General features: G+C 64.0%; 3 protein-coding genes. All 3 read left to right on the top strand.

The features are described 5' to 3' along the window. Positions 1 to 6: 6 nt before the first annotated feature. The 3 genes from ACPDIX_RS13825 to ACPDIX_RS13815 are packed head-to-tail and all read left to right on the top strand — an operon-like array spanning position 7 to position 14,525. Positions 7 to 2,160: a putative Ig domain-containing protein gene (locus ACPDIX_RS13825; protein ID WP_423432388.1), complete on the top strand. Its 2,154-nt coding sequence runs from the start codon at positions 7 to 9 to the stop codon at positions 2,158 to 2,160. After that, positions 2,157 to 5,120, top strand: coding sequence for a hypothetical protein (locus tag ACPDIX_RS13820; protein ID WP_423432387.1), 2,964 nt, complete (start codon positions 2,157 to 2,159; stop codon positions 5,118 to 5,120). The genes ACPDIX_RS13825 and ACPDIX_RS13820 overlap by 4 nt, the downstream gene beginning before the upstream one ends. 18 nt (positions 5,121 to 5,138) lie before the next feature. Continuing rightward, on the top strand, positions 5,139 to 14,525 hold the full coding sequence (locus tag ACPDIX_RS13815; protein WP_423432386.1) for a Calx-beta domain-containing protein: 9,387 nt from the start codon (positions 5,139 to 5,141) through the stop codon (positions 14,523 to 14,525). Positions 14,526 to 14,580: the final 55 nt, after the last annotated feature.

Genomic DNA, 14,580 nt, shown 5'->3' with positions numbered 1-14,580 from the left:
CAAACTATGTGGCGCTTTTGCAAACGACTGGTGGGAACGGTCCTGGTACTCGGCTGGGCGGCGGGCGCACACGCCTTCAGCCTCCTCGGCCCCGTCAACGAGGCCTGGCAGGTCCCGAACATCGGATACAACCTCGCCAACAACGCGGACATCGGCGCCCCCAAAAACCTCGGGGAAGAGTACCGCTGGAACCTGCCGGTGGTTTACTACGCCTTCGATGCCTCGTTCCTAGATTACTTCGGATCCAACGGCGTGGCCGCGGTGGAACAGGCCATCGCCGTCTTCAACAGCCTCAGCAATGTCTCCAGTTACAGCCAGGATTTGTCGGAGTTCCCGTTGGAAGTCAGTCGCGTGAATTACCGTGCCCAGGCTCTGAGCCTGGTGGACCTGAAGTCCGTGGCCATGCATTTGATCCTGGAGGAGCTGGGCCTGGCCGAGCCGGTGCGTTGGACCTGGTGCCTGCGGGACCGTTATCCGCAGCCCGGACTTTCCTGCCCGTTCATGATTTATCATGTGATCCGGAGGAACTTCGATCCCGTAACCTTCGAGCCCAGCAGCTACGTGAACGGTACGCTTTATTCTTACCAGATCATCGAGATCTGTTCGGGCCCGGACCCGCTCGCCGATGCCTATGAATACCTTGTGGATCCGTTGGCCCAAAGGAACCTGCCGGTTGCGGAGACCTTGTGGCTGAGCTACGGCACGTTCCTGACCGGGCTGAGTCGGGACGACGTCGGCGGCCTGCGTTACCTCTGGCGCACCAACAACGTCAACTGGGAGGCCATTACCCAGGACAGCCTCCTGTTTTACACGAATCCCACACCGCAACTACTCGTCAGTTCCAATCTGAACACGCTTCTTGCGGCCGCGTGGACCAACGACGCCGCAGCGTTGCAGACGCTTTATCCCGGCTTGGTCGTGCTCCAGAGCGAACCGGTGTTCACGACCGAGGTGACCACCAACATCATCGCCTACTTTACAAACTCACCGTGGGCGCCGGCGCCCTGGCAGGGCCTCGTCCTGGCCACCAATTACGTCACCAACTACGTGGTACGTTACCGGCACACGTTCGGCAACGTCGTCACAAACCGGTACCACCCCTACACGCTTGCCACGGTGGTGACGACCAACATCGGCCCCTGCCAGAATCCATGGGGCTTTCCCTCGGGCATCTGCACCAACATCACCACCAACCACGTCGTCCTCGACGTTCCCTCGGGCGACTTCTTCATCCTGCCGACCAATGCCCTGTGCGGATACGTCCCGCTCTCCAATCTGCCGCCCATTCTGCAGGTGGTGACGAACGACATCGCCCTGGCCACCAATCAGATCGGCCAGCAGTTCTCCCAGCAGGTCTACACCTATTTCACCAACCACGCGATGGTCATCCTGCCGGTGAGTTGCGAAACCAACGTCCCCATGAACCGCCAGGGCATCGAGCGGATGCGATTCGTTCGGGCAAATTACGATTCCCTCCTGGGCCGGTTCTTCGAACCGATCACGAACTACTACTCGCTGAACGCGGTAACCAACGGGAGGGTGATCCGGCAGCACCTGCAACGGGTGGTGGCCACACCGGACTTTCTCTTCAGAGCACTGGACCTGAACCAGGCGATTGCAGACCGTACCGACACGGCAGGCGTGTTTATCGACACCAATGCCGTTCCCGGACTGGCGGGACCCGGCCACGTCGAGCCCCCCATCACGATCAGCTTCAACAGGGTGGGGCCCTTGAACCTGAACATCTACGATCCGTTCCTTCCCTTCTCCGGGTTGGGCGAGTTTGGTGGGATCACCAACTTCATCTGGGCCAGCTTCGACGGCAGCACCAATCCGCCCGTGATCTACCCGCAGGGCACGAGCCTCCGGGACGTGGAGGACATGGTGTTGAACTTGCTGAGCATCCAGCCCCTGGCGCTGCCGTACGGGGTGGTGGGCGAATATTTCCAGGTGACCTTCACCGTGGACGGCGGGCAGGCGCCGTACAGTTTCTCCCTGGCCGAGGATTCGCCCGGCCTGCCGCCGGGGCTCGAACTCTCCCCGGGCGGTGTGCTGTTGGGCACTCCCCGCACGGCAGGGGTCTATGAGTTTGTGTTGCAGGTTCAGGACGCCCAGGGCCGTCGCAAGCTGCAGCCGTACAGCCTGACCATTCGCCTATGACGATGCGCTGTTGGAAATCCCGCTTGGTCGCGGGTGTTTGGATACTCCTGCTGGGGTTTGCCGTTGTCCCGGCCAGGAGTGCCCAGGACCTGTTCTTGAACACGGGCACTCTGCAGGCCTCATTCCCACCGGAACCCCTGCCGGTGATCGATGCCGTCCGCGTCGTCAACGTCGGCACCATCGCCCTGACAAATCTTGCGATCGTCCAGCCCATCGAGTTACAGAACGCGCTCTACATCACCAACCGGGGGCGTTGGCTGGGGAGCCCGGGCTACCGCTTCCAGCTCATCGATCCGATGGGGAATCCCCAGCGCCGGTGGGCCGCAGTGTTCCACAACGAAGGGCTGGTCCAACCCAACACGGCCGAGATCAGCGCCGATTTGTGGTTGTTGATTCAGGCGACGAACATCATCAACCGTGGGCGACTCGAGATTTCCTCGCTCGGCCAGTTGAATCTGACCGGAGATTACGTGGACCTTCGTGGAGGGGAACTCCGCTTCCAGGAGTCGGGGTCCACCAACATTGCCGTGAGAACCTATGACGTGCACTGGGGTTTCAACACGAACCGCATCGTCGGCCGGTTCGCCGCTCCTCCATTGGTCAGTCCCTTCCATGTGGTCCAGACGATCAACGGCCAGGCGCTGGCCCAGGTCGTCCTGCCCGTTGGATTCAGCAGCCACGTTCAGACCTACCAGCAGGGGCCCAGCAACCTGATGATCCAGGCCGTCTATGTGTACAACGGCGGAGAAATCCAGGACGCAGAAGTCCGAATGAGCCCCGGACTGAACGTGATCCGCTGGCGGGGCGTGGTCACCAACGCGGTCACACAGAGCCGCATAACCAACGAACTGTATCTGACGGAGTTCCTGACGCCCGAGAACTACAATTTCAATCTGACGAACGGTACACTGTACGTTCCGTCGCTGAACCCCGTCGGTGCATTCCAGCCATTCAACTTCTTCCTCAGCGGCGTGGATCCCGGTTTCTTTTCCGCGCTCCCGCAGGTGCCGCCCGAGGATTTCGATGCTTCGATCTATTCGCTGGGCACGAACATCTTTGTGGACACCACGAATTCGGGTTACCGGACACGCGTGATACCCGCGGTCATGGTGCCCTCGGAGACCCAGCCGGGCAGCGCTTTCTCCAACGTGATGGGGCGCATCGAGGTCGTTGCCCGGCGGGCATTGGACCTGACCCAGACCCGGTTGAGCGCGCCCAGCTATTTGCGGCTGGAGTCGCTCGGACACTTCGTCGGCAGCACCAACGCCCAGATCGAGACCCCCTACAGCGCGATCCGGCTCGCCTCGACCAATGGCCTGCTCGAGGTGCGGCAGCTCCAATTGCCGCGGGTGTCGCGCATCGTGGGCGAGCTCCAAGCCTGGGTGGGCATCTGGACCAACATCTCCGCCGCCGGAATCGGTCTGGAGTACAAGGTGTTGATGGTGAGCAACTACCTGAGCGCCAGCTCGGAGCCAATGGTCGAGGGGCTCGAGTTGATGAGTCCGGAGGGGCAACGCGAGGTTCGTATTGCGGACAAACTGAACGTGTTCGGAAGCCTGTTGATTGACGCCGAGCGACTCACCTTGACCACAAATCCGCCCGTGGAGTTGAGCGTCCCGCCGTGGATCGTCCAGCCATTCAGCCCGGCTGGGGAGTTGAATCTTCTCACCAACCGGATCTCCTGGGCGGAGAGCACGCCGCGGCTCCGCTACCTCACCAACTACGGAACGATTGCCATCAGCAACGTAGCAACGTTCACCGGACTGCGGCGGCCGCCGTACCATCCCTCGGCCTTCCAGGAACCATACAACGCATTTGAGAACTACGGTCGCCTGATCGCGGAGGGCCTGGCCATCCAGACCGCCTACTTCAGAAACTGGGGAACCAATCTGGCCACTGTGGGGTCGCTCCAACTGGAGGCGGCGGAAGCTCACTTGGGCAGCGGAGGGACGAATCTGTGGGGTCGGATGTCCGCCCTATTGGCTGACGTGAGCCTGCAGGCCGGCCGACTGGTGGTTACGAACCATGTCGTGGTGGCAGGGCGCAAACTCGTCCTGGGCGCGAACGAATTGCTGAGTGACGCCGACACGACGAACAACGTCTTTTCCGCGCGGGATGGCCTGGCGCTGACGGCCCGGCCCGTTGCCGGCGACCTGCGGGGCACAACGATCACCAACACGGCCGCGCCCTACAGTCAAAATGTGATCGTCTGGACCGGCGAAGACCGCGGACCCATCCCTGCCGGGTTCACGAACAATGTCGCCGTCGGCAGGCTCGTTTTGGACGGGCATTTCGGCTCAACCTTTACCATCCAGGGAACCGGCGAAAGGAATGCCCTCTACGTGGACCAGCTCATCCTGCTCAATTACGCGACCAACGAGCTGAACAACGCGTTTTCGGCGCTAAACATCGCGCCCAATATCACCATATACTATGCGGACCTGCTGGTGGGCACCAACCGGCTGGCCGAACCCGTGGATTCCAGCCGATACAACAACGGGCGCCTGCGTTGGGTGCCCACGTACGCCGGCGGGTTCTACGGCTCCACGAACATTCTCATCGGTACCCGTGAGATCCGGGTGAACACGGCCCTGGCCAGCTCGACCGAGCGCGACTCCGATGGCGACGGCATTCCGAACGCCTCGGATCCGGTGCCGATCCTGGTGCCCGAGGACGTTCCCATCACGGCCCACTGGGAAGGGGCGCAGGGGTTGGTGCTGATCTGGCCCTCTGTTCCGGGGGCGACCAACACGGTCTGGGAGGCCACCTCCCTGGCCGCGCAGGACTGGCGTGTGGTGGTGCAGACGAACTTTGCAACCCTGCCGTTGCCGCCGGCAGGGCCGTGCCCCGCACCGCCCTGCCCCGTCAACATTCTCCCGGGCCGCGCAGCCGTCCGATTGCCGGCCGCGACCCAGGGCGAACGCTTCTACCGGGTGGAGGTGGAAATCCCAGCACGCTAACCGATTTTCGTCTGAACTATGAGGAGATTGACAGGTAAGCCCGGAAACGGCTGGACCCGCCGCTGGACGCAGTGGCTCGTCTGCGGGTTGGCGTTTGGCTGGTCGGTTGCCTCATGGGCCCAGCCGGCCAACGACAACTTCACTGCCGCCGAGGAACTGACAGGCATCCACGGCACGGTCGAGGGCAGCCTGGATCAGGCGACGTTCGAAATCGGCGAGCCCAGTCATGCCGGATTCCCCGTCCCCTCGATTTGGTACCGCTGGACCGCACCGCGCAGCGGGGAGGTGACCTGGGACACCCTGGCCAGCCCGGGTGGGCCGGACACGGTGCTGGCCGTTTATACGGGTGAGACCCTGCAACAGCTGCGGCAGGTGGCGGCAAATGACGATGCGCCGCCGGTAGCATATGCCAAAACGCCCTACGGAAACCTGGGTTCGCTGTTCGGCTTTCTGACAGGCCGGCCCAGTGCACTCCGGTTCCATGCGGAGGAGGGTCGCACCTATTACATCGCCGTCGGCCTGAAGCTTGGCCTGCTGCCGCAGGCCGGCGCGGACGTCATCCTGAGTTGGGCCTATCATTCGGGGGGTGTCTTTCGATTTGCCACTGAGGATATCGCCACAGCCCTGACTCCGGAGGGTCCGCGGCAGGTCCCGGTGGTTCATTGTTCGGAATGGGAGAGTTTGGCCACGGAAGACGCCAGCACTGTCGAGACCTATTACCGGTTCGGAGTGCCCGGTGTGCTGGTGACCGTCACGCGCGTGGGAGGCGCCAGCGGACGGATGCTCGTGGATTACGCCACCGAGGAGATTGCCGAGGACGAGGTCCTCGTACCGGGGCAGGAAATCCCGGCGGTCGCATTCCAGGATTTCATCCCCGTACAGGGAACCCTGGTGTTTGATCATGGCGAGATGACCAAGCGGATTCTGATTCGGATCGTGCCGGATGACATGCTGCCGAACACGAACCGGTCCTTTGCTGTCGTTTTGTCCAATGCACGCCCGGATCCGAATGAATCGCTCGAGGTGGCCCCGCCACGTGTGGACGGTGCCTTTGGCCGCATCCTGGTACGCATCTTGGACACCGACATTGATCCAGTTTGGCAGCGCAACTTTCAGGCCATCGGCACGAATGATCCTCCCGACCTGCTGTTCCAGCCCACGAATGCCATCTTCAATTTCACCCGGGTGGCGTACCGGACGCCCGAGGACGTGAACGAATATTATGCCAGGGTCCGGATCGGGGTAATGCGCTCCGGCACCAACCGCGAATCGGTCACCCTCCGGTATCGCGTGAACAACTTCCTGGGATCCGGGGACCAGGCGGATCCGGCCGAGTTGGACAACAACATATTCCCCCTTCAACCTGGCTCCGATTGTGCCACACCGACGCCCCCGGACGATCCCATTGGCATCCACGGCACCAACTCGGACTTCGAGGTGCTCGGGAATTACAGCTTCCCCGGAGGGGGGAGCTTGGACTGGGGCCAGGACGACTTTCGTGTGAAGGAAATCGAGTTGATCGTGACCAACGACACACTGACGGAATTCAATGAGGACTTTCAGTTGTTCCTGTACCGCAACGTGGACAACCGACCCACGCTGGTCGGAACCATCAACCAGACCACGGTAACCATCCTGTTCGACGATCGCGACCCGCCGGCCGGGTCGGTGGACCAGTTTTACAATCCGGATTTTGGAGCGACGATGGTGCCGGCGGTCACCACCTCGCCGCCGAACCTGCCCAACCCCGGTACCGACGGGGTGGTGTACGACCTGGCGCTGCAGTCCGACAACCGGGCCATCATCGTGGGTGACTTCACCTCGTACAACACCATCGGCAGGTCCAGGATCGCACGGTTGAACGTGGACGGTTCCCTGGACACCAGTTTCAGCCCCGGCACCGGCGCAGACGCCTTCATCGCCGCCATTGCGGCTTCACCCGGTGGCCAATGGGTCATCGGCGGCGGATTCGCCTCCTACAACGGGCAACGTCGGGTGGGCGTGGCGCGGATCAACGCCAACGGTTCGTTGGACCCGACCTTCGACCCGGCCGACGGGCCGAACGGCGCGGTGTGGGCCGTGGCGGTGGCCCCGGATGGCAAGGTTTACATCGGCGGTGAGTTCACCGCGGTCAACGGCATCCCGCGCCCGTACGTGGCTCGGCTGAACCGTGACGGTTCCGTGGACACGGGTTTTGATCCCGGCGTGGGACCGGACGGTCCGGTCTGGGCGCTGGAACTGCAGCCGGACGGCCGGTTGCTGATCGGCGGCGAGTTCTATCGTGTGTCCGGCGTGGTGCGCGGCGGGATCGCGCGTCTCCTGGATGACGGTCGTCTCGACGCCACTTTCAATCCCGGTGCAGGTACCGATGGTCGCGTGTTCGCGATCCGGCGGCAACCGGACGGCCGCGTGCTCATCGGCGGAGAGTTCTCGAGTGTGAATCTGCAGCCGCGAAACAATCTGGCGCGGTTGACGGCCGGCGGCGCGTTGGACCCGGCCTTCGATCCGGGCAGCACCGGCACGGATGGTCCGGTCTACGCCATTGAACTGGCCGGGGGCCGGATCTACATCGGCGGCAGCTTCGATACTTACAACGGCACGCCGCGCCGGAGCTTCGCCCGGTTGTACGAGGACGGCACGTTGGACACGACCTTCCTCGATACTGCCTACAACCAGTTCGCGGGACTGTTCCGGGCGCGATTCGCCGACCCGCGCGGCATTGTCTTCGCCACGAAGATCCAGAGCGACGGCAACGTCCTCATTGCGGGGCTGTTTGACAAGGTGGGTGGCGGCCAGGCATCCGCGCTGGTCCGGCCGGAGGCCAACGGGGATCCCAACCTATGGATCGAGCACAAGTCCCGCGATGGCGTGCGCAACCGGTCCAATGTCGCCCGCCTGGTGGGCGGCGAAACACCCGGACCCGGCAACATTGGCTTTGCCCGGAGTTCCTACACCGCCAACGAAAACCAGTCCATGTTGTCGGTGGACCTGGTTCGAACCAACGGCGCCCTCGGCTATCTGAGCGCCAATTTCGAGGTGGAGGACGGGCTGGCACGAAGCGGCACCGATTACATCTACAACGCCGTGCCGCCGATTTACCTGACATCCTGGCAGGCACCCTGGCCGGCAAACGAGCCCGGCGCCACGACCCGGATGATGAGCGACGGGTTGTTCGGCGACAACTTCGTGCCGACCTCCATCTTCGGCCAGCGCTTTTTCAATTACCGTGAGGGCTGGCTGAACATCACCATCCTGAACGATCAGATCAGCCAGGGCGACCGGAACACGACCTTCCGGCTGGCCAGCCCGACCTTTGCCGATGTCTTCTTCCTGGGCGGGGAGAACATTCCACTGGGCGGGGCGCTCGGACGGTCCCGGGCGCCGCTCAACATCGTGGACGATGACAAACAGGCCGGTGTGCTGGGCTTTGCCTCCACGAACTTCGTGGTGCTGGAAAGCGCCGGACAGGCCGTCATCACCGTCATCCGCACCAACGGCAGCTTCGGCACACTGACCTGTCAGTATGAGGTCATGCCCGGCGGAACAGCCACGCCGAACACGGATTACCAGCCGCGTTCGGGCACCCTGACGTTCCTCAACGGTGTGACCAACCAGACCTTTGTCATTCCCATCTTCAACGACAGCCAGGTCGAGCCGGATGAGACCGTGCGCCTGCGGTTGATTGGTGTCGCGGTGGGCGGAATCAGCAACACGGTGTTGACCATCGTGGATGACGACACGCCCGGTGGCCGGCTGAACTTTGATCCGCCCGTGGTGGGTGGATTGGAGGGATCAGGCCGGGTTCAGGTCACGGTCACACGCCGTGGCAGCAGCAGCGGGACCCTCACGGTGACCGCGGTTACCGAGGACGGCACCGCCACGGCCGGCTCCGACTACCTGCCGGTGAGCACGGTTCTCACCTGGGCCCACGGAGATGTCTCGCCGAAGACTTTCTGGGTCTCGCTGGTGGATGATGGCGCGATCGAACCGGACGAAACGGTCGTGCTTCGGTTGATGGATCCGATGTTGAACGGCGTGCCGAATCCCGGCGCACTCGGCCCGCAAGCGGTCGGTACGCTGTGGATTACCAACGACGACCGGGTGGGATTCGTGGCCTTCCCCTACGCCGAGTACCGCGTCAACGAGAACGGTGGGAAAGCCCTGATCACGGTGGTGCGAACGGACGGTGCGGCGGGATCGGTCACCGTGAATTTCCGGGCCGAACCGGGCACGGCAGTGCCCTTCACGGATTTTGTGCCCACCAACGGCAGCTTGAGCTTCGGTCCCGGCGAGACGGCCAAGAGTTTCGAGATCCAGATCTTGGACGGCCCGTTTGCGGATGCGGCTGACCGTTTTGTCACACTGACCCTTTCCGGGGCCAACCCGGGTTCGGCGCTGGGCCAGCCGGCCACGGCGATCCTGAGGATCGTGGACGATGAAAGTGTAAACGAGCCGGCTGGCGAGTTGGACACGCTGTTCGGATCGGGTCACTTCAATGACGCCGTCCTGGCGCTCGGATTGCAGCCGGACGGCAAGTTGTTGGTCGCGGGTGATTTCACCCTGGCCAACGACGCCATCCGCCTGCGCTTGGTGCGGTTGAACGGAGGGGACGGGTCGCTGGATCCGAGCTTTTCCGCCTCTGTCAATGGCGCGGTGAATGCCCTGCTCCCCCAGGCTGACGGCCGGATCGTGATCGGCGGTGCATTCAGCCAGGTCAACGGCCTTGCCCGACCATTCCTCGCCCGGGTTCAGACCAATGGTGTGGTGGATACCACATTCGATCCGGGTAGTGGACCGGACCAGCCGGTGTTCGCCCTGGCTGAAAGCTGGTGGCAGGGTCAACCCCGGATGGTTGTGGGCGGGGCGTTCGCGACCTATCGCGGCGTGGGGAGGAGAGGTGTGGCCCGGCTGCTCGCCAACGGTGCATTGGACACCAGTTTCGATCCGGGCACGGGTGCCAACGGCACCGTCTACGCGGTGGTTGCCTACCCCACCAACAGCGTTCATGCCGGCAAGATCCTGGTGGCAGGTGAGTTCACAGAGTTCAACGGCCGGACCAGCCCGGGCATCGTGCGACTGAATCCGGATGGCAGCGTGGATCCCACGTTCCGCGTGGGGACAGGCCCCGATGGAGCCGTTCGTGCCGTCCTGCTCCAACCGGATGGACGGATCGTCATCGGGGGCTCGTTCACCAACGTCAACGGTCAGACGCGGGTCCGTCTGGCGCGGTTGCTGGACAACGGGGACGTGGACGCGACCTTCGATCCGGGCGCCGGCGCGGATGACACGGTCTGGGCCCTGGCATTGCAGCGGGATCTGAGAATTGTCGTGGGCGGCGCCTTCCGGCATTGCAACGGCGTGACCCGCGGCGGGATCACCAGGCTCAATCCCGACGGTTCGGCCGATCCGAGCATCAATTTCGGCGCCGGTGCCGATGCATTCGTGGCTGCGGTACTGGTCCAGCCGGACGGGAAGATCATCTTGGGCGGCGGATTCGAAACCTACGATGGACAACCCCGGCGCCGGCTGGCCCGGATCTACGGTGGCTCCGTCTCCGGCAGCGGCCGGATCGAATTCGCCAAGGGCAGGTTCGTGGTCTGGGAGGACCAGACAAATGCCGTGGTGACCCTCCGGCGGCGTGGCGGCACCGCCAACGCACCTGACGGCCAGCCGGTACGGGCCCGGTTCGCCACCGCGGACGGGACTGCCACCAACCAAGTTCACTACGTCGGCGGAAGTTACGAGGTTGCTTTCCCGCAAGCGGAGGTGTTTGCCGAAGTCCAGATCCCGCTGGTGGACGACTTCGAGCTCAACCCGGCTCGCAGCTTCTGGGTGAGCATCACCAACCTTTCGCCGGCCGGTGCGCCGGGATTGGCCCTGGGGAACCAGCCGATTGCCGAGGTCCAGATTGTCAGCGATGACACGGGCGTTTCGTTCTCGCAGCCGAATTTTGCCGTGAGCGAGAACGTGGCGGGTGGGCTGGCCCGCATCACGATCCAACGGCAGGGCAACTTGGAGCGGACCACGGTCGTGGATTTCACCACCACCACGAACGGAACTGCCACCGCGGGAACGGACTTCGTGCATCTGACCAACACCCTGACGTTCCTGCCCGGTGAGACCACCCGGTTTGTCTTCATCCCGATCTTGGACGATGCACAACCCGAGGGCGAGGAAACCGTGACCATGGCCCTCACCAACGTGACCGGCGGGTTCCTGGTCAGTCCGTTCGAGGCCACGTTGACCATCCTGGACGACGAACGTGCGCCGGGCGAAATCCGACTCGTCCAGAGCAACGTGTGGGCCGGTGAAGCCGCCGGTCAGGTGGCCATCCCGTTGGTCCGGACCAACGGTCGCAGCGGCGTCGTCACCGTGGGATACGAGACGCGCGAGATCACCGCCACGGCCGGACTGGACTTTGTTCGTTCGGGCGGGTTCGTGACCTTCGGAGACGGCGAGACCAACAAGGTCATCCTGATACCGATCCTCAACGACAGCCTGGTCGAGGGCGAGGAAACCTTCCTCCTGGTGCTGACCAACGTGACCGGTGGCGCCCGCCTGCAGGGCCCGACCAATGCCGTCGTGACGATTGCCGACGACGAGCTCGGCTTCGGCTTCGCCGCGCCCACGTTCCTGGCATCCGAAGCGGACGGAGGCCTGACCTTCCTGGTCCGTCGCGTCGGTGACACCAACCGGGCGGTTCAGGTCAGTTACACCACCGAGGACGAGAGCGCCACGGCCGGCAGGGACTATGTCGCCACCAGCGGCAGTTTGAGCTTCGCTCCGGGTGAGTCGCTCAAGTCGGTGAGCGTGCCGCTGCTGGAGGATCGGTTGGTCGAGGGCGATGAAACCTTCCGGCTGCGCCTGCTGCAGCCCAGCCCGGGGACGGAGATCATCCAACCCACGGCGGTCGGGGTCATCCTGGACAATGATGCCGGGTTCAAGCTCGCGACAAACCGGTACACGGTCGCGGAGAGTCACACCAATGGCCTGGCCACCAACGTGGTCGTGGAGGTGATCCGGGTCGGTTCGTTGCACGGCACCAACAGCGTGGGGTACACGACCGTTGGTGGTTCGGCCGTGGCCGGGCAGGACTTCGCCACCACGGCCGGCACGCTCGTGTTTACCAACGGCGAATCCATGAAACAGGTGGTGGTGCCCATTTTGGACGACACCCTTGTGGAGGAAACCGAGACCTTCGCCTTCCAGCTGGTCAACCCGGACAGCAACTCCTCGGTGGTGGAGCCCTCCACCGCCACGATCAGCATTGTGGATGACGACGCCGGGTTGCGGTTCCTCGAACCCGCCTACACGATCTCCGAAGGCGGCGTCAGCGTGACGCTCACCGTCGAACGGACCGGCGTGCTCGACACCCCGGTGTCGGTGGAATGGCGGACCGAGGATGGCTCGGCCCGCGCCGGGCAGGATTACGTGCAGGCTTCCGGTCGTCTGAACTTCACCAACGGGGTGGCGAGGCAGACTCTGACGGTGTCTGTGCTGGATGACACGGACGAGGAAGGGACCGAAAGCTTCAGTGTCCGATTGTTCAACGTGACCGGCCCGGCCACTTTGGTGGCGCCCGAATCGGCCACGGTGACGATCGTGGACAACGATGGCGGGGTGGTGGTTCCGGCCGGATCGAAGTTGCTCAGCGATCCCAACGGCAATGGCGCGCTCGATCCGGGCGAACGCGTCACGGTCCGTTTCGCCATGCGCAACGCCGGCACGGTGCCCCTGGGCAATGTGGTGGCCACGCTGCTGGCCACCAACGGCGTGGTCCAGCCCGGGCCGGCCCGTAGTTACGGCGCCCTCGCACCGAACGGCCCCTCGGTGTCCCGGGACTACAGCTTCACCGTCCAGGGAACCAACGGCAGCCTGGTCCGCGCGGTCTTCCTCGTCAGGGACGGTGACCTTGACCTGGGCCGGGTGACGTTCAGCTATCTGGTCGGCACACGGACCGCCACCTTCTCCAACACGGCGCAAATCGAAATCCGCGACGACGCCGCGGCGGTGCCGTATCCGTCGGTCATCAGCGTCACGGGCCTGGTGGGCGTGGTCAGCAAGACCGTGGTGACGCTCACCAACCTGCACCATGCGCGGCCCAGCGACATTGACATGCTGCTGGTGAGCCCCGCGGGCGGGAAGGTGATGGTGATGTCCGATGCGGGTGCCGGTTACTGGGTGACCAACGTGACCCTCACCTTGGACGACGCGGCGGCCCAGCCGTTGCCGGAGACGGCCCCGTTGGTGAGCGGGACGTTCAAGCCCACCAACTACGGCGCCTTCGACCTCCTGGATGTGCCCGCGCCCGAACCGCCCTACGCCACCAGCTTGTCGGCGTTCAACGACACGAACCCGAACGGGCAATGGCGGCTCTTCATCCGGGATGACGCTCCCGCCCAGTCCGGGCACATCCGGAACGGCTGGCTCCTGCAGATCACGACCAGCGGGCGGTTCCTGCCGGAGGCGGATCTCTCCGTGACGGCCGAAACAGCCGCCAGCACGGTGGTGGGCAGCAACTGGGTGTTGACCCTGCAGGTGAGGAACCACGGTCCGTGGGACGTGACCGGTGTCAACCTCACCAACCTGGTGCCGGAGGGCGCCGTCCTGGTGAGCAGTCAGGTCACTCAGGGGCAGATCCAGACCAACAACGGCACCGTACGGTGGTCGGTTGGCGACTTGGCCATGGATCAGGATGCCCGGGCGACACTCGTGCTGCGTTCGGACAACCCGGGCGTGTTGAGCTGGACGGTGGGTGCATGGTCGGCTCAGGCAGAGTCGCACCCCGGCAACAACACGGCCGACCTCCAGGTCGAGGTCCTGTCGCCGCGCGCCGACCTGGAGGTCTTCCTCGCGGATGAACCGGATCCGGTCGCCTTGGGCGGGTTGGTCAGTTACACCGCCTGGATCACCAATCACGGACCGGCCACCGCGGAGCGTGTCACCCTGACCAACCGGTTGCCGGCAGGGTTCGCCGTGGTGCAGACCGCGCCCGGTGTGTATCTCCAGCAGGGTAACCAGCTAATCTTCCGTGACCTGGGTAACCTGGGCGCGGGCGCAGGCATGATGGTGCGTGTGACGGTTCGCCCGGCTGTGGCGGGTGAATTCCCGGTCCGGGTGGATGTGGGCTCGGCCACCGATGACCCGGCCAAGGCCAACAACGTCGCCACCGTGCGCACGACCGTCACAGGTACCGAATTGCGCGCCCGGGTGACCAACGGTCAGCTCGAATTGCGCTGGCCGGTGACAGCGGGCAACGTGGTGCTGGAGCGGGCCGACACGCTCACGCCACCGGTGCAATGGGTGCCAGTGCAGGTGATGCCGGTTCTCGACGGGGATCATTACCGGGTGAACCTGCCGCTCGACGGATCCGGCGGGTTCTTCCGGCTGCGCATGGGCCCGTGACCGGTTGGGAGAAGCGTCAACGCCTGAAACTGCGGCCGGCCGGGCGGTCCCCGGC

Origin of the sequence: Limisphaera sp. 4302-co, from assembly GCF_049537155.1 — a bacterium.
GTDB lineage: Bacteria > Verrucomicrobiota > Verrucomicrobiia > Limisphaerales > Limisphaeraceae > Limisphaera.
The sequence above is the reverse complement of the archived record's forward strand: the minus strand, read 5'-3'. Positions and strand labels throughout refer to the sequence as shown.

Coding starts and splice junctions, on each gene's coding strand:
- ACPDIX_RS13825 (WP_423432388.1), top strand. CDS start 7: ATGTGGCGCTTTTGCAAACGACTGGTGGGAACGGTCCTGGTACTCGGC.
- ACPDIX_RS13820 (WP_423432387.1), top strand. CDS start 2,157: ATGACGATGCGCTGTTGGAAATCCCGCTTGGTCGCGGGTGTTTGGATA.
- ACPDIX_RS13815 (WP_423432386.1), top strand. CDS start 5,139: ATGAGGAGATTGACAGGTAAGCCCGGAAACGGCTGGACCCGCCGCTGG.